The organism is Janthinobacterium sp. JC611 (assembly GCF_018682595.1).
Taxonomy (GTDB): domain Bacteria; phylum Pseudomonadota; class Gammaproteobacteria; order Burkholderiales; family Burkholderiaceae_D; genus Janthinobacterium.
Map to the genome: position 1 here is coordinate 196,777 of NZ_JAFLJN010000034.1, position 16,658 is coordinate 213,434.

Annotated in this window: 16 protein-coding genes; 8 read left to right on the forward strand and 8 right to left on the reverse strand. The window is 64.7% G+C overall.

Annotated features, from left to right (window positions below):
- Positions 1–40 precede the first annotated feature (40 nt).
- Both J0O65_RS21410 and J0O65_RS21415 read right to left on the reverse strand, forming a co-directional pair.
- Positions 41–748 carry a hypothetical protein gene (locus tag J0O65_RS21410; protein WP_215409216.1) on the reverse strand — a complete coding sequence of 236 codons (708 nt, stop codon included), beginning with the start codon at positions 746–748 and terminating at the stop codon, positions 41–43.
- 109 nt (positions 749–857) lie between these two features.
- Positions 858–1,070, reverse strand: coding sequence for a hypothetical protein (locus J0O65_RS21415; RefSeq protein ID WP_102299139.1), 213 nt, complete (start codon positions 1,068–1,070; stop codon positions 858–860).
- A 260-nt stretch (positions 1,071–1,330) separates the two neighbouring features.
- On the opposite strand from J0O65_RS21415, the gene J0O65_RS21420 reads away from it, so the two are divergent.
- Positions 1,331–1,750 carry a YidB family protein gene (locus tag J0O65_RS21420; RefSeq protein ID WP_285896812.1) on the forward strand — a complete coding sequence of 140 codons (420 nt, stop codon included), beginning with the start codon at positions 1,331–1,333 and terminating at the stop codon, positions 1,748–1,750.
- A gap of 53 nt (positions 1,751–1,803) precedes the next feature.
- Here the strand turns inward: J0O65_RS21420 and J0O65_RS21425 are convergent, their stop codons facing one another.
- Complete coding sequence (locus J0O65_RS21425; protein ID WP_215409218.1) at positions 1,804–2,901, reverse strand: LacI family DNA-binding transcriptional regulator; 1,098 nt, start codon at positions 2,899–2,901, stop codon at positions 1,804–1,806.
- Positions 2,902–3,466: 565 nt separating this feature from the next.
- Between J0O65_RS21425 and J0O65_RS21430 the strand changes: the two genes are divergently transcribed.
- The 5 genes from J0O65_RS21430 to J0O65_RS21450 all read left to right on the forward strand — a co-directional run bounded on the left by J0O65_RS21430 (position 3,467) and on the right by J0O65_RS21450 (position 7,953).
- Entirely contained in the window at positions 3,467–4,717 is a 1,251-nt protein-coding gene (locus J0O65_RS21430) for an Hsp70 family protein (protein ID WP_215409219.1), read from the forward strand.
- Positions 4,718–4,756: 39 nt separating this feature from the next.
- The gene (locus J0O65_RS21435; protein ID WP_215409220.1) at positions 4,757–5,386 is read left to right on the forward strand and encodes a 3'-5' exonuclease; all 630 of its coding nucleotides are present in this window, start codon (positions 4,757–4,759) and stop codon (positions 5,384–5,386) included.
- Positions 5,387–5,561: 175 nt separating this feature from the next.
- The gene (locus J0O65_RS28170; protein ID WP_215409221.1) at positions 5,562–6,950 is read left to right on the forward strand and encodes a tetratricopeptide repeat protein; all 1,389 of its coding nucleotides are present in this window, start codon (positions 5,562–5,564) and stop codon (positions 6,948–6,950) included.
- Between the two features lie 101 nt (positions 6,951–7,051).
- Positions 7,052–7,528 (forward strand): DUF4262 domain-containing protein, encoded by a 477-nt coding sequence (locus J0O65_RS21445; protein WP_215409222.1) that lies wholly within the window; start codon positions 7,052–7,054, stop codon positions 7,526–7,528.
- The gene (locus J0O65_RS21450; RefSeq protein WP_215409223.1) at positions 7,525–7,953 is read left to right on the forward strand and encodes a DUF6386 family protein; all 429 of its coding nucleotides are present in this window, start codon (positions 7,525–7,527) and stop codon (positions 7,951–7,953) included. Before J0O65_RS21445 ends, J0O65_RS21450 begins: the two co-directional genes overlap by 4 nt.
- A gap of 45 nt (positions 7,954–7,998) precedes the next feature.
- On the opposite strand, the gene J0O65_RS21455 is transcribed toward J0O65_RS21450, so the two are convergent.
- Positions 7,999–9,786 carry a GGDEF domain-containing protein gene (locus J0O65_RS21455; protein ID WP_215409421.1) on the reverse strand — a complete coding sequence of 596 codons (1,788 nt, stop codon included), beginning with the start codon at positions 9,784–9,786 and terminating at the stop codon, positions 7,999–8,001.
- A gap of 170 nt (positions 9,787–9,956) precedes the next feature.
- On the opposite strand from J0O65_RS21455, the gene J0O65_RS21460 reads away from it, so the two are divergent.
- Both J0O65_RS21460 and J0O65_RS21465 read left to right on the forward strand, forming a co-directional pair.
- Positions 9,957–10,184 (forward strand): hypothetical protein, encoded by a 228-nt coding sequence (locus J0O65_RS21460; RefSeq protein WP_215409224.1) that lies wholly within the window; start codon positions 9,957–9,959, stop codon positions 10,182–10,184.
- Positions 10,185–10,195: 11 nt separating this feature from the next.
- Positions 10,196–12,394 carry a prolyl oligopeptidase family serine peptidase gene (locus tag J0O65_RS21465; RefSeq protein WP_215409225.1) on the forward strand — a complete coding sequence of 733 codons (2,199 nt, stop codon included), beginning with the start codon at positions 10,196–10,198 and terminating at the stop codon, positions 12,392–12,394.
- Here J0O65_RS21465 and J0O65_RS21470 read toward each other — a convergent pair whose 3' ends face one another.
- The 4 genes from J0O65_RS21470 to J0O65_RS21485 are packed head-to-tail and all read right to left on the reverse strand — an operon-like array spanning position 12,395 to position 16,650.
- Positions 12,395–13,351 carry an STM4011 family radical SAM protein gene (locus J0O65_RS21470; protein WP_215409226.1) on the reverse strand — a complete coding sequence of 319 codons (957 nt, stop codon included), beginning with the start codon at positions 13,349–13,351 and terminating at the stop codon, positions 12,395–12,397.
- Positions 13,345–14,724 (reverse strand): STM4012 family radical SAM protein, encoded by a 1,380-nt coding sequence (locus J0O65_RS21475; RefSeq protein WP_215409227.1) that lies wholly within the window; start codon positions 14,722–14,724, stop codon positions 13,345–13,347. The genes J0O65_RS21470 and J0O65_RS21475 overlap by 7 nt, the downstream gene beginning before the upstream one ends.
- Entirely contained in the window at positions 14,721–15,569 is an 849-nt protein-coding gene (locus tag J0O65_RS21480) for an STM4013/SEN3800 family hydrolase (protein WP_251373887.1), read from the reverse strand. Before J0O65_RS21480 ends, J0O65_RS21475 begins: the two co-directional genes overlap by 4 nt.
- Positions 15,562–16,650: an STM4014 family protein gene (locus J0O65_RS21485; protein WP_215409228.1), complete on the reverse strand. Its 1,089-nt coding sequence runs from the start codon at positions 16,648–16,650 to the stop codon at positions 15,562–15,564. Before J0O65_RS21485 ends, J0O65_RS21480 begins: the two co-directional genes overlap by 8 nt.
- Between the last annotated feature and the right edge of the window lie 8 nt (positions 16,651–16,658).

Genomic DNA, 16,658 nt, shown 5'->3' on the forward strand with positions numbered 1-16,658 from the left:
TACGCGCCAGCGAGCGGGCCGACTGTGGCCCGGCGCACCTTCAGAAGCATGGCGTGATGTGGTGGCGCAAGCGCCACAGGGGCGTCGAGACGATGGGCGCGGCGCTGTGCGAGGCGTCATGGCCGCAGTGGCCGCAACTGTGGCGCCGGTGCGGCGCCAGCGCGAAGCTGTCCAGGTCCAGATGCGGGTGGCCGCAGCGGGCGCAGTCGCTGCAATCGAGCGGCGCGCCGGCCTGCAAGGCGGCGGCAAATGCGTGCGCGGCGGCTGGCGTGACGTTCAGTTGCACGACGTCGCGAGGGAACAGGCCGGGCAGGGCGCGGCAGTCGATGGCCAGGGCAGGCAGGTCGCGGCAGAACAGGGCGCCGCCGTCGTTGGCCCGGGCGTGCAGTTGCAGCAAGCCGTGCGTGCCCAGGCGCAAGGTGGTGGCGTGAAACTGGCTGGGGTCGAACAGGGCCGGATACAGCACATAGCCCATGGGGCTGGCGTGCTGGCGGCAACGCATCTGCCGCGTCGCCTGCCAGGCGGCCAGGTCGGCCTGCGTGCCCCAGTAACACTGGTGCGTGCGGCACCATTGGCGCGCCGCGCCGTTGCGAAACTTTCCGGCTGGCAGCAGATCGCACAGGACGATGGCGTCCTCTCCCGCGCCGGCGCGAAAGTGGCCAGTGATGAGGGACGTGGTGACGGCGAGGCGGCCCGTGCTCGCGTGCAGGGGCCAGCAGATGCCTGGCAGGGTCAGCGGCGTGGCCAACGGCGCCTCCGCGCGGCTAGCGGCTTGCCAGCCGATAGTGGGGCGGCATGAAAAAACCCGCCGAATGGGGCGGGCTGTGCTGACGGGAGTGCCCGGGGCATGGCCCGGTTTATTCTTCCGTATCGGCCAGGGTGACGATGGCGCGCGCCCACTTTGCGTATTTCAGGTTCGCCAGGTCGCGCACGGTCTTGACATTGAATGCCTGCTTGAGCAGTTCCGCATCCTTCTCGCTGACGCCTTGCAGCGCATCGACGGGGGCATCAGCGATTTCCTTGAACGTTTTTTTCTCGTAAGCCTTGTCTACCGCTTTATTGATGTTCATGTGTTGATACTCCTCAGTAAGTAGGAAAATTAATTCTACACGTTTTTGCGAATCGTCAATTTACGCTTGCAAGTTGTGCTGAACTAAATATGATGGAGGTGGGCGGCTCGACATTGAGCCTGTCCGTGTGTCCCTCTTGAAATTGCAATTATGGCACTGTTATTATTCATAGTATAATGATTTCCATGGCGGAGAATGGTCTGCGCCATGCCGGACGCCGCGGTCACGCGGCACGAATCGATAGCGTTCAGGAGAATACGATGAGTTTGCTAGACCAACTTGCAGGACAGGCGATGAGCGCTTTGGGCAACAAGGGTGCGGATGGGGAAGCCCCGTCGGGATTGATGGCCACTGTGATGGACCTGGTCAACCAGCATGGCGGCTTGCCCGGCCTGCTGCAGAAATTCCAGGAAAGCGGCTTGGGCGACCAGGTGGCCAGCTGGATCGGCACCGGCGCCAATGCGCCCGTTTCCGGCGAACAGATCAAGGATGCGCTGGGTGCCGACACGATCACCCAGATCGCCGAAAAAGCGGGCATGGCCCCGGACGCGGCCTCGGGCGGCCTGGCAGCCTTGCTGCCGCAGCTGATCGACAAGCTGACGCCGAATGGTCAGGTACCGGAAGGCAATGACCTCGTCAGCCAGGGTTTGAATATGCTCAAGGGCAAGATATTCGGCTGATATAAGCGATGCCGTAACAAACAACCTCGCAGCGATGCGAGGTTGTTTTGTTTTCAGGCGGCGGCCATCATGCCGAAGTGGGGCTGCTCAGCAGTCAGCCTGGCCGTGCTCCCCTCCACCAGATACGAGCAATACCGTCTCCGCTCGGCGCTGCCGCCGCGCCGTTCCATCAGTTCGCCCAGCATGGCGACGGCGTCGGTGGCCATCTTTTGCACGGGCTGGCGCAGGGTGGTGATGTCGTAGCTGAGCCAGCCCGACGCCTCCAGCGCGTCGAAACCGGCCACCGACATCTGCAGCGGCACCTGGATGCCCATCTGGTGGCGCGCCGTGTCCAGGCAGCCGATGGCCATGATGTCGTTGCCGCAAATGACGGCGTCCGGCACCCGGCCCAGGCGGTCGATGACCTTGCGCAAGCCGTGTCCGCCGCTGGCGTAATCGTAGTTGCCGCTGACGACGATGGGCGCGGGCAAGCCCAGGGCCAGCAAGCGGTCCAGCACGCCGGCCTTGCGTTCCTGCGCGACAGCCGAGTCGCCGGGGCCATCGATGATGGCGAACTGGCGGTGGCCCGCCTCGGCCAGGCGCGAGACGAGCAGGCGCGCCGCTTCGGCCTGGTCGCACAGCACCGCATGCACGGCGTGCTCGCGCGGGCTGCGGTTGAACAGCACCAGCGGCACGTCGCGCCGGCCGAATTCGGCCATCTGCTCGTCCGACAGGCAGGCGGCCACCACGGCGCCATCGACCTGGTATTGCCACACATCGTTCAAGACCTTGCCGATGTCCGCTTCGCGCTCCAGGGTAAACAAGAGCAGGCGCTTGCCCTGGCGGGCGATTTGCTGGCTCAGGTCGGACAGCACTTGCGGATAGTAAAGATTGGCCAGGTTGGAAATGATGACGGCCACCAGGTTCGAGCGGCGCGTGATCAGGCTGCGTGCGGCCGCGTTGGGGATGTAGTCGAGGCTGATGGCCGCCTGCATGACCTTGGCGTGCGTGGCTGGCGAGATGCTGGCGCCCGGCTTGAAGCAGCGCGACACGGCCGATTGCGACACGCCGGCCAGCAGGGCCACGTCATACGAGGTCACGCGCCGTCCCGCGCCGGGAATGGCGCGGCTGGTGGTGCTGGGTGTCCGGGCTACAGTATTCTTTTTTCGCATATTGGTCTGGCAAGCAACCTGTCTCAACGGATTCTTGCAGGCCCGGCCGCTTGTGGCGGCTCGGGCGGGCAGAATGAGCATAGCGTAAAAGATTGCCCTATGGCAAGAGTGTTTTCTTATTCATGTTGCAAAAAATGTGATTGATTGACAAGTGCCGGGCCGCGCCTCAATCGGGGCTGTCGCAGGGGCCGCCGCCGTAGGGGCTGAGGCGTCCCGGCGGGTCCACGCGGCGGGCGCTGAAATCGCTGGCCAGGGGGTAATGGAAAGTCCGCCGTGGCGCTCGCTTCCGTCCCGCTGACGGTGCCGCGCACGGTCAGGAAAACGGGGAAGGTCGCCAGCACGGGGGCGGGCAGGTGGCGCGGGCGGCGCAGGCGGGCGAGGGGCACGATGGGTCTCCGGGAACTGACCGAGTTGCTCGGCGTTAGTTTCCCAAGAGTAGCTTTTGCGCGCGGCGGGTGCTTGATGCAAAGCAAGCTTATGCTGTTGACCCCGCCGAACCGGTTTTGCTGGTGCAATGGCCTGCCTTCTGATAAGATAACGCCCCTTTATTCAGGGAAGGGTCGACATGGCCAATGCTTGCGGCGTCGATTTCGGCACGTCAAATTCCACGGTAGGCTGGGCACGTCCCGGGCAGAGCACCATGCTCGGCCTGGAAGATGGCAAGACGACCTTACCGTCCGTCGTCTTCTTCAACGCGGAAGACGAGGAAGTCAGTTTTGGCCGCGCGGCGCTGGCCGGCTATCTGGCCGGTTACGAGGGGCGGTTGATGCGCTCGTTGAAAAGCTTGCTGGGCACTAGCCTCATCGATGGCCAGACGGAAGTGGGCGGCCGCGCGCTGCCATTTCGCATGTTGCTGGCGCAATTCATTGGCGAAGTGAAACGCCGCGCCGAGCAGTCCGCCGGCCGCGAATTCTCGTCCGCCGTGTTCGGCCGTCCCGTTTTCTTTATCGACGATAATGCGCAAGCGGACCAGCTGGCGCAAGACACCCTTGCCGATGTGGCCCGTTCCGTCGGTTTCAAGGACGTCGCCTTCCAGTTCGAGCCGATTGCCGCCGCCTTCGACTACGAGTCGCAAATCGCCAGGGAAGAACTGGTGCTGATCGCCGACATCGGCGGCGGCACCTCCGACTTTTCGCTGGTGCGGCTGTCGCCGGAACGGGCGAAAAAAACCGAGCGGCGCGACGATATTCTCGCCACCGGCGGCGTGCACATCGGCGGCACGGACTTCGATAAATATCTGAGCCTGTCTTCCGTCATGCCTTTGCTCGGCTATGGCAGCCGTCTGCATAACAATAGCGAAGTACCGTCCAGCTACTATTTCAACCTGGCGACCTGGCACACGATCAACCTGGCCTACACCAAGAAGATCTGGGTGCAGCTGGCCGACGTGTGCCGCGATGCGCGTGAGCAAGACAAAGTGAAGCGTTTGCAAACGCTGATCGACGAGCGCGCCGGCCACTGGCTGGCCATGAAAGTGGAAGAGGGCAAGATCGCCCTGTCCGAGGCGGCCGAAGTGCAGCTGGAGCTGGACCGCCTGTCGCCCGCGCAAAGCCTGTTGCTCAAACGTACGCAATTCGACGACGCCATCGGCCACCTGTGCGGCTCCGTGGAAGAGACCGTGCTGCGCCTGCTGCGCGACGCGGGCGTGGCGCCGCAAGACGTCGACACCGTGTTCTTCACGGGCGGCTCGTCCGGCGTGCGCCTGCTGCGCGAAAAGATCGCCGCCCTGGTGCCGGCCGCGCGCAAGGTCGAGGGCGATTTGTTCGGCAGTATTGGTGCGGGCTTGGCGCTGGACGCCGTACGTAAATTTGGTTGATAATCATCACCCATTGCCGCACCCACGAAAGAGCGCCCCATGAATGTGTTTGACAAACCGATCGTCATGATCGACTTCGAGACGACCGGTCTGTCTCCCGACATGGGGGACCGCATCACGGAAGTGGCGGCGCTGCGCATCGAGGGCGGGCGGATCACGGACCGCTACGTGACCCTGATCAACTGCAATGCGCGCATTCCCTCGTTCATCACGGGCTTGACGGGCATCACGCAAGCCATGGTCGACAAGGCGCCGCCCGTGGCCGAGGTGGTGCCGGAGTTGCTGGACTTCATCGGCAGCGATGCCTTGTCGGCGCACAATGCCAGCTTCGATGAAAAATTCCTGCGTGCGGAAAGCGCCAGGCTGAACCTGGCGCCCGCGCACCAGTCGCTTGTGTGCTCATTGAAACTGTCGCGCCGCGTGTTTCCCGGCATGGCCAGCTACAAGCTGGGCTTGCTTTCCAGCCAGCTGGGCATCGCCTTCAAGAGCGCGGCCCACAGGGCCGAGTCCGACGCGGAAGTGGCGGCGCAAGTGCTGATCCATATCGGCCGGCATTTGCGCAGCAGCTATGGCATCGCCGATGTCGACGCGGACCTGCTGGTGTCGCTGAACAAGCTGGCCGCCGCCAAGGTCCCGCAATTCCTGCAAAAGCACCCGTCGCGCCGCTGATCTCCGTTTCCCTAGAAGCGGGCTCATCAAAACGATATAATTTTGTTATTTCGTTTGAGCCTGCTCAAGTCCTTTCCCCGCATCGAATTTAAAATTTAAGCAACACACGATTTCGCCGCCCTGGGCCGCCGTTTTGCGCGTGCTGCCGGCAAGCGCAATGTGGATGGGGGCGCACATGGATAAGCACCATACTGCCAGAGATAGCCACCAGGCGTATATCTGGTTCCGCACGGCTGCCGAGCAGGGCAATGCCTACGCGCAGTTCAACCTGGGCTTGATGTACAAGAAGGGCGAAGGCGTGGCGCAGGACGATGCGCGCGCCTTCGTCTGGCTACGCCTGGCCGCGCTGCAAGGGCTGGCGTTCGCGCAGAATCACCTGGGGGCCTTGTACTACCACGGCCGCGGCGTGGCGCAGAGCGACGAGGACGCCGTGCTGTGGTTTCGTCGCGCGGCCGGCCAGGGCGATGCCTCGGCCCAGCAAAACCTGGGGCAGATGTACCGCAAGGGACGGGGCGTGCTGCAGAGCGACGAGCTGGCCCTGGCGTGGTTTTACCGTGCCTCCGAACAGGGCGTGGCCAGCGCGCAATCCTTGCTGGGCGAAGCCTATGCCCAGGGGCTGGGCGCGAAAAAGAACGATGCGCTGGCCCTGGCCTGGTTCCGCAAGGCAGCCTTGCAGGGCGATGCGCAGGCGCAGCTGAACCTGGGGCTCGTCTACAAGCGGGGTCAGGGCGTGGCGCAAAGCGATGCGCAGGCGCTGGCCTGGTTCCGCCAGGCCGCCGCCCAGGGCCTGGCCGTGGCGCAGCGGCAGCTTGGCGTGGCCTATGCTGAGGGCCTGGGCGTGGCGCCCGACCAGTTGCGCGCCTATGCCTGGCTGCAGCGGGCGGCCGAGCAGGATGACGCCGACGCCCAGTTCAACCTGGGCCTGATGCTGGCGCGCGGCCAGGGCGTGGACAAGGACGAGGCGCGCGCCGTTGTCTGGTACCGGCGCGCCGCCCTGCAAGGCCACTGCATGGCGCAATACAATCTGGGCGGCATGTTCGCGGGCGGACGCGGCGTCGCCCGCGACTTGCGCCAGGCGCTGGACTGGTATGCCAGGGCGGCGGCCCAGGGCGCGTCGAATGCGCAGTTCAACCTGGGCGTGATGTATGCCAATGGCCAGGGCGTGGAGCGCGACGAGGTGTGCGCCGTGCGCTGGTACCGCACGGCGGCCGAGCAGGGCGATGCCAGCGCGCAAAACAACCTGGGCGTCATGTATGCGAGCGGTCATGGCGTGCCGCAGGACGATGGCCTGGCCGTGCAATGGTATGCGCGCGCGGCTGACCAGGGCCATGCGCTGGCGCAGTACAACCTGGGCGGCATGTACAACAGCGGGCGCGGCGTGGACAAAGATCCCGTTTGCGGCTACATGTGGCTGGCGCTGGCGGCCGAGGGGGGCGACAGCGGGGCGGCCAGGGCCCGCGAAGCGGCAGCCGCCAGGCTGGAGCCGGCACAGCTGCAAGAGGCGCGGCAGCGCATGCGGCAATGGCATCAGGGGCGCTCTCCGCCGCAGCCGCCGCGCGACTGACGCACCGTCACCGTGCGCGCACGCGCGCGCGCCCCATGCGATAATTGCCGAAGGGCATGTCGCGCAGGCGGCATGGTTTTAGGCGCAGTGAAAGGTGGAACATGGTAAGGCAGGCAGGCGAGGATGCATCCGAGCAAAAAGTCATCGACGACATCGCCACGCATGGCTGGCATGGCGTGCATATCAGTGCCGATGAAGAAGGTCCCGGCTATGCCTTCACGATAGGTGCTTGCCACAGCTTCGGCCAGCCCGAATTTCTCATCATGGGCTTGCCGCGTTCCATGGCCCACCAGATACTCGACGTGGCGCTGGACGCCGCGCGCAGCGGCGCCGTCGCGGATTTTACGGCCACCACGGACGCCTTGCTGGAAGGCCATCCGTGCGCCTTCGTGCGCGTGCCTGTCGAACAATACCGCGACTATGTCGGCTATGCGCGCTGGTATTACCAGGGCGATGACTTCACCATGTACCAGATCGTCTGGCCGTCGCGCGATGGTCATTTCCCGTGGGATGCCGGGGCCAGCGCACAGTACATGGAGAGCCAGCCACTGCTGGGACCGGCGCCACTGGCGGCATGACGAGAATCGTGACTGGCACGGCCACCCTGTGCGTGTTCGACCCGGCCCTCTTGCGCCACAAGCTGGAAGATGACTGCGACTGGTGGAGTATTCCCGGCGCGGAACTGGCGGCCGTGAACGCGGGGCACGTGGCGTTTTTCAACGTGGGCGGCGACGGCGCGTATGACATCGCCTTGCGTGCCGAACTTGCCGAGCCGCATGTGGTCGTGCATCTGGCCGTGGCCTCCGGCCGCGTCTTCATCGGCGCCGGGGAAGACGTCACCGGCGGCGGCCTGGAACCGGACACGGCATATGGTGGCCTGTTCGTCGACGTGCCCGCAGGCAATTACCGTCTGCTGGCGCGCCGCGATGACGCACGCATCAGCCTGGTATTCGTACCCGATGCCCGCAGCAGCAAAGCGTTTGGCGACCTCGTGCGTATTTGAGCGCGCCTGGCCTGTCTCCGTCCAGCTTTTGACTATCACCCCTGGCTACGCATCCATGCGCGCCACGCCCGCGCCTTGGCGACGGTCCAGGAACAGGCTGTTGCCGTGGATTTTCTTCGCCTGCTTCTTCGCTTCGGCTGCCTGCGTGGCAATTTGATGGTGCGTGTAGTACTGGTGCGCCTCGACCTTGATGACGCCCAGCGATAGGCTGATCAAGGAATAAAACACTTTCTTGCCTTGCCGGTCTTCGCTGATGTAGCCGCCCCGTTCGCAGTCGCCGGTGCTGTAATAGGCGAGGATGGCGGCCGCGAAGTCGTCCAGCATGGCCTGGCAGCGCGTTTCCCAGTCTTCGCTCTGGAACAGGATCATGAAATCGTCGCCGCCGATGTGGCCGATGAAGTCGCGGTTCGGGTCGCAATGGCTGCTGAGGATTTCTCCCGTCAGCTGGATCACGTCGTCGCCCTTGCGGTAGCCGTACACGTCGTTGAAGGGTTTGAAGTGGTCGAGGTCGCAATAGCAGACCCAGAAGCGGGCGCCGCTGTGCAGCAATCGGTCGATATGCTCGTTGATCGGCACGTTGCCGGGCAATTGCGTGAGCGGGTTGGCGTAACGGGCAGCGTTGATTTGCATCTGCGTGATTTCACGCATCAGGTCGTGTCCCGTGCCCATGCCCAGATAGCGGCCGTGTTCGGTGATGATGAAACCGTTGAACAGGTGATGGGCGTCCGACTGCACCATGGTGTAGCTGAGTTCCTGCAAGCTCGTCTCGTGGTCGGCGATCAGGGGCGTCGCGTCCATGAACAGGCTGCATGACTTCTTGCCATACAGTTCGCGCTGATAGGGGCGGGCGAAGTGGTCGATCATCTCGAAGCGGCTGATCAGGCCCAGCGGCGCACCGTCGTCGACGACGGGAATGATCATCAGCTTCGGTTCCTTCAGGAAGATATCGTACACCTCGTTATTGTTGACTTGCGGCGAGACGGCCGCCACGCGGTGCAGCAGCTTGCGGATGCTGGCGCCGTTCTTTTCCAGGCTGCTGCGCTGCGGATACACGGCCACGCCGTTGCGCCCCAGCGCCTGCACCACTTCGGCCGGCAGGGCGCGCGCCGGCACGGCATGGGGCCGGCCCAGGTGATAGCCTTGTCCGAAGGCCACGCCCAGGTCGCGCAAGACGAGCAATTCCGTCTGCGCCTCGATGCCTTCGGCGATCACGAGGGTGCCCGATTTCTCCGCGATTTCCTGGATCGAGCGCACGAACTGCAGTTTCACGGGGTCGTTATTGATGCCCTGGATGAAATGCATGTCGATCTTCACGTATTCCGGGCGCAGTTCCGACCACAGGCGCAGGCTGGAAAAGCCTTCGCCCAGGTCGTCGATGGCGATCTGGAAACCCATGTTGCGATAGTGCAGCACCGCTTCGCGCATCAGTTCGTAATCATAGGTGGGCTGGTTTTCCGTCAGCTCGATGATGACACGGTCCGGATTGATGCCGATGTGTTCGATGTATTCCAGCGTTTCGCCATGGCGCGCGTTGCGCAACAGCAAGCATTCAGGACTGACGTTGAGAAACAGCTTGCCCGGCAGTTGCAGTTCGGCAAAGCGTTCGAGCACCACTTGCCGGCACAGGTGCTCCACTTCCAGGGTCAGGTCATGCGCGCGCGCCACCTTGAACAGATTCATCGGCGCGTGCAGGGGGCTGTCGGACGGCCCCCGTATCAAGCCTTCATAGCCGATGATGTCGCCGCTGTGCATGTGGATGATGGGCTGGAACAGCGCGCTGAGCTTGCGGCCCGCCAGGATCTCGTGCAAGGCATCCGTCCCTTCAATGGTCATGGGGGCCGAGGGCGGCTTCAGGTAAGCCACGTTCGATGGCGTCGCGCCGGGCGGCGCGGCGGTGGGGAGGGCGAGAGTGTGCATAGGTGGATGTGGCGGCACGGCCTCTGGACGGGCCATGAACATGTTACCCATGGTAAAGAAGATTTATGACGGCTTGATGAAACGGATTGGCTTTTGATAATATTTCCTGCCTTGCCGTCAGTTTGCCGATTCTCGCCAAAAACGCGATTTACCACGGTGATTTCCGTAAATTGCCCAAACAAAAGACGGCAAATCCACCGGATAACTGTGCTTTAAAAGTGGCAATCCGCGCTATGATTTCTCTTGGCGAAAGTCAACATGGGCAGCCGCGGCGCGTGTTCGGGCGGCCTGCTTTCCTCGACATCCAACAATGAGACAAAACCCCATGCAATTACGTAGTGCAACCCTCATACTCAGCTTGCTGGCCGCTTTCGGTGGCAATGCCCTGGCGCAAAACGCCGCGACGCCATCGTGCCCGGCCGGCGACGGCGCCGCCGTGACGTATCCGCTCAGCAAAAAAGTCGACCAGCAAGACAACTACTTCGGCACCACCATCGCCGACCCTTACCGCTGGCTGGAAGACGCCAACAGCGCGGAAACGGGCGAGTGGGTCGTGGCGCAAAACAAGCTGACGCAGTCGTACCTGGGCACCATCCCCGAGCGCGCCGCGATCAAGCAGCGCCTGACCAAGTTGTGGAATTATGAGCGTTTCTCTACGCCGACGAAGCAGGGCGGCCGCTACTTCTACAGCCGCAACGACGGCTTGCAGAACCAGGCCGTGCTGTACACGGTGAAAAAGCTGACGGACGAGCCACGCCTGCTGCTCGACCCGAACACCCTGTCCACGGATGGCACGGTGGCGCTGGCCGGCACCTCGATCAGCCCGAACGGCAAGTACCTGGCGTATGCCACGTCCGCTTCCGGTTCCGACTGGAACGAGTGGAAAGTGCGCGACATCGAATCGGGCAAGGATTTGACGGACCACATCCAGTGGGCCAAGTTTTCCGGCGCCTCGTGGACCAAGGACAACACCGGTTTCTTCTACAGCCGCTATGACGCGCCGAACGAAGCAACCAAGCTGGCCGATATCAATTACTTCCAGAAATTGTATTTCCACAAGATCGGCACGCCGCAAAGCGACGACGTGCTGGTCTTCGACCGTCCCGACCAGAAGGAATGGGCGTTCGGCGGCAGCACCGTCAGCGACGACGGCAATTACCTGATCATCACGGCCACGCAAGGCACGGAACGCAAGAACCGCGTCTTCTACAAGGACTTGCGCCAGAAGAACGCCAAGGTGGTCGGCTTGCTGGAAGCATTCGACGCTTCCTACTCTTTCATCGACAATGACGGCCCCGTGTTCTTCTTCAAGACGGATAACAAGGCGCCGAAATCGCGCGTGATCGCCATCGACACGCGCAAACCTGCGCCTGCCGACTGGAAGGAAATCGTGCCGCAAGCGGCGGAAACCCTCGTCGCCGTCAACCTGATCAACAACCAGCTGGTGCTCGATTACCTCAAAGATGCGCAAACGCAAATCAAGATCGTCGACCTGAACGGCAAGCTGGTGCGCGAGGTGGCCTTGCCCGGCATCGGTTCGGCCGGCGGCTTCGCGGGCAAGCGTGGCGACACGGAAACGTTCTATTCTTTCACCAGCTTCACGACGCCAGCGACCATCTACCGCTACGACATGAAGTCGGGCAAGAGCACGGTGTATCGCCAGCCGAAGGTCGATTTCGACCCGAACGCCTTTGAAACGCGCCAGCAGTTCTTCACCAGCCGCGACGGCACCAAGGTGCCGATGTTCATCGTCTCGAAAAAAGGCATGAAGCTCGACGGCACGAATCCGACCTATTTGTACGGCTATGGCGGCTTTAATATTTCGCTCACGCCTAGTTTCTCTGTGGCCAATCTTGCTTGGGTGGAAATGGGCGGCGTCTACGTGATGGCCAACCTGCGCGGTGGCGGAGAATACGGCGAAGCGTGGCACCAGGCAGGTACCAAGCTGAACAAGCAAAACGTCTTCGACGACTTCATCGGCGCGGCGCAATGGCTGGTGGACAACAAGGTCACCTCGCCATCGAAGCTGGCGATTGGCGGCGGCAGCAATGGCGGCCTGCTGGTGGGCGCGGCCATGACGCAGCGTCCCGACCTGTTCGCCGCGGCCATCCCGCAAGTGGGCGTGCTCGACATGTTGCGCTTCCACAAGTTCACCGTGGGCTGGGGCTGGGTGCCTGACTATGGTTCGTCGGACGACGCCGAACAGTTCAAGGCGCTGGTGAAATACTCGCCGCTGCACAACCTGAAGGCGGGCGGTTGCTATCCGGCCACCATGATCACGACCGCCGACCACGACGACCGTGTCGTGCCTGCCCACAGCTTCAAGTTCGCCGCCGCCGCCCAGGCAGCGCAAGGCGGCGCGGCGCCCGTGCTGATCCGCATCGACAGCAAGGCGGGCCATGGCGCCGGCAAGCCGACGACCAAGCAGATCGAGGAAGTGGCCGATCGCTGGGGCTTCCTCAGCCGTTCCTTGAAGATGACGCCAGTCGCGGCGCCGGAGCCGGCGAAAGTGGCGGCGCAGTAATCAGGTAGTTGCAGTACCGGGGTCAGTCGCATCTCGATCGGAATGTGTCCCATTGGGACACATTCCCCCGCCGGGTCTGACCACAGCATTTAGCGGGGTAATCCTCGCCAGCACCCCCTCCCCAAACACCGTTTGAAACGGCAAATCCTTGCGCTGCGCATAGCCGATATAGCAGTCGCACTTGAAGCGCGGGCAGCGGCGTTCCTGCAGCATGTCTTCCAGTGCATCCACATACAGATTTCCCAGCCGCTCGGGCACGAAATGGCAGCGCGCCAGCTCGCCGTCGCCATCGACGGACAGCGACGCTTCGCCCGCCAGGCACGGTTTGCCACGCGAAGGGGAAGGCCTGCGGTTCTGCGCGAACCACGGGTCGACGGCTTCCAGCCAGGCCAGGTCTTGCTCGCCGTAGTAGCCGGGACCGCGGCGGTCGTAGGCGTTCAGCCACAGGTAGACGTGGGCCGGCAGGGCCGCGCGCAGGGCGCGGATGGCGTCCAGATGTTCATTCATCGCCACGACGCCGACGGAGTAGCGCACGCCCATGGCGTCCAGGCGCGCGCAGCGCGCGAGAAAGCGCGCCAAGGTGGTCTGATCCGGGTGGTAGGTGCACCACAGGCCGATCTTGTCCAGCCCGTCCATTCCCTGCAGCCAGTCCAGGGGGCCGGACAGATTCGTCTGCAGCGCCACCTGGCGCACGTGGGGCATGCTGGCCAGGGTTTGCATGGCCGCGCGGTAGTGGCGCCGCACCAGTGCTTCGCCCCAAGGCGTGAACAGCACGCCGATGGGGCGCGTTTGCCGCGCCACCCACTCCGTAAAACGCGCCACTTCGCGCGCGTCGCGGGCCAGCGCGGCGCGGCTGTCGCGTTTCTTGGCGAACGGGCAGTAGCCGCAGGCGTAATTGCAGCTGGCCAGCGTGCCCCGGTACAGCAGCGACAACGTGCCAGGCTGCGTTGTCAGCACGCCTGCCCCTCTTGCGCCATCAGCGCGCGCACCGTATCGGAGGCCAGCCATGGGCCGATGGTGTCGGCATACGAGTAACCACGGTCGTTCAGGCGCAGCAGCGGACCATCCTGCTCCACCAGTTCCAGCGCGTGCAGTTCTGCCAGCTGGGGCAAGTCCGCTTCGCAGCCGCTGCCGAAGCGCGCGGTGTAGGCATCGCGGTCCAGGCCCGGTTCCGTCAGCAGCGACTGGATCACGTAGCGCCGGCGTTGCTCCGCCTCGTCGAGCACGTAGCCGTGTTCCGCCTGCGCGAAGCGCGCCTCGTCCAGCGCCAGGTAGTTGTCGATGATGCCGATGGTCTCTGTTCTCGCCACCGCGTACTCGCTCGAATAGTGGAGGCTGGCCGTGTACGAGCGGGCACCCGCGCCCAGGCCCACCATGCCATCGTTCTGGCAGCAGTAGGAGGGGCCATTCTGCTGCGGCGCATGCGGTGCGCGGAACATGCGCATCGACACCTGCTCGTAGCCTTGCGCGCGCAAATGGTCGCGCGCGGCCGCGTACAGGGCCAGGCGGCTGTCGCCATCGCGCGCCAGCAAGATGGGGTTGAGCGTCTCGGCGCCCTGGCGGCGCGCGATCTTGCCGAGGCCCGTCTGTTCGCGCACGTACAGCGGATACAGATAGATTTCCTCAGGCGCGAAGGCCAGCGCGCTGTCGATGGAAGCGAGCAGGCTGGCCACCGTCTGGCCCGCGATGCCGTAGATCAGGTCCAGGTTCAGGGTGGGAAAGCCGGCCGCGCGTATCAGGCCGATGGCGTGATGGACGGTGGCGTTTTGCTGGGGACGGGCCAGGGCGCGCATCTCGCCGGCGGCGAAGCTCTGGATGCCCAGGCTGACGCGGTCGATGCCGTGCGCGCGGCAGACGGCCAGGCGTTCGGCCGTGATGGTTTCGGGCGACGCCTCGATACCGGCCGGCGTGGCTTGCAGGTCGATGCCGAGGATGTCGCGCGCGCCGCACAGCAGGGTGTCGAGCTGCGCGGGCGACAGATAGGTGGGCGTGCCGCCACCGAGCGCGAAGCGGGCAAAGCGCCGCTGGCCCAGCGCGCCGTTGAGTGCGCGCATCTGCACCAGCACTTGCCGCACGTAGCGCTCGACCATGTCGGCGCTGGGGCGGGCCATGGCGAACAGGTTGCAGAAGCCGCAGCGCATCTCGCAAAACGGGATGTGGATATACGCGAACAGGGCGGAGCGGTCTTGCCGCGCCCACAGGGGCGCCAGGGGCGCCGCCTGCGGCAAGGCGCGGTAGGCCGCCTTGTGCGGATACGAATATGAATACGCCTGGTAGGGCGTGTGGCGCATGCGCTGCGCCAGGCTGCCAGGTTGTTCGGCTGGATTCACGGTGGGAACTCCTGGGAATGTGTATCGGTATCGGGGGCGATGAAAAAGTGCGCGTAGGGCACGCTCCACACCCTGTCGTGGGCGATGCGGTGGCCGCGGTAACCGTCCTCGCCATACGCGCTGCCATGGTCCGAGCAGACGATGGCGAACGTGGGCGCGCGCGCGGCGCAGGCGGCGAACAATGGCGCCAGCGCGCCGTCGACGTAGCGCAGGGCCGCCGCATGGCTTTCCAGGCAGTCGGCGCGGCAGCCGGGCAGGTAGGTGCGGTTCGGCGTGTGCAGGGCGGCCACGTTGATGAACAAAAAAGTGCGCTCGTCGCCGTCCGCCAGGCGGGCTATGGCCAGCGCCACCTGCTTCTGCGTCGAATGGCGGCTGGTCACGCCCATGCCCGCGCTCCAATGGCTTTCCTGGAACAGCGCCGGCAGCACCGTGCCCAGCGCCGTCTGTTTATTGAAAAAGCCCACGCCGCCGATGCAGATGGTGCGGTAGCCGCGCGCGGCCAGCGCGGCGGGAAGGTCCGCTTGCTCGAAGGCGAACGTGTGCGTTGACGTCGTTTCGCTGCCCGCGAAGGCGGAAGCGAACAGGCGCGGATGGCGTCCGGGCGCGGCCGGCGTGGGCAGGAAGCCCGCGAAGAAAGCCTGGTGCGCCGCATAGGTGAAGGTGGCGGGCGAGTGGCGCCGTTCCCAGCCGCCCGGCGGCAAAAAACGCCCCAGCACGGGCAGCTCGCCCGCCGCGTACAGGGCTTGCGCCACGTCGTAGCGTAGGGTGTCGAGCGTGAGGAAGACGATGTCGTGGCTGCCGACGATGGCGCGCATGTCGGGGATGGCCGGTGTGTCGTTAAACATGGGTCAGTTGCGCCGTATAAGTGTCCGCGCCTTGCCACAGCAGGCCTGGCAGCAGGTCGCCGAAGGCGTTCGCTTCCAGCACATGGGCTTGGCCATGGCGCACGACCAGGTCGTAGCCCGTCACGTGGCTGGCGGGGAAGGCTTGCGCGGCCTGGGCGCTGGCCGCTTCCAGCGCCGCCAGGTCGGCTGCGTTCAACAGGCCGGATGCCTCGCCGCGCCGGTTGTCGAGGTGCAGATTGGTCATCATCCGGTCGCCGATGCGCGCCACCCGGTGCGCGGGCTGGCCGGCCAGGGTCACGACGCGCAGGTCGTAGTGGCTGTCGCCGCAGCGCGGCTTGTTCAGCCATGCTTCCGCGTACAGCTGTTGCGCGGCCAGCGCGTCGACGAGGGCGGCGATGTCGTGCCGCGTCTCGTAGCGGGCCATGCGCTTGACGTTGAACACACGTATCTGGCCGTCCGTCCGCGACAAGGTGGCCGAGGTGGTGGCTTGCTGGCGCCCGGCCCGGTTGCGTCGATAGGCGACGACGCCGGAGGCGGACGAGCCATAGCGCGGTTTCAGATAGACGCGGTCAAGGTCGTGTTCGTGCAGCAGCGACTGCAGATGGTCGTAGCCATGCACGGGCCCCAGCAGGGCGGGGATGGCAATGCCGTGCGCGGCCAGGTGGCGCTGGCACGCCAGCTTGTCCGTCATGAGGCTGATCTCGGCGGGCGCGTTGAAGGCGCGCGCGTGCGGCAAGCTGGCCAGTTGTGTGGCCAGCGCCTGCATGGCGGCGTTGAAACCGGCAAACCACGCATCCATGGCCAGCAGCTCGCCGTGTTCGGGCGCGGGCACGGGGGCGCGGTCCTGCAGCCGGCAGCCTGCCTGCAGCAATGACAAATGGGCGGCAGGATCGTCGCCGGGCGGCTCGACCTTCAACCGGCTGGGCTGCGCCAATGCCACATCCAGCAAGCCCGGTTCGCGCAGCCAGTCGCGCCACTCCAGCACGTGCGCGGGCGGCAGGCGCAGTTGCGCGCGCGCCGCCTGCATCAGGCGTACGCGCTTGCTGCCGGCGCTGGCCAGCAGGGTGAGAGGCGTAGGCAAGGGGGACT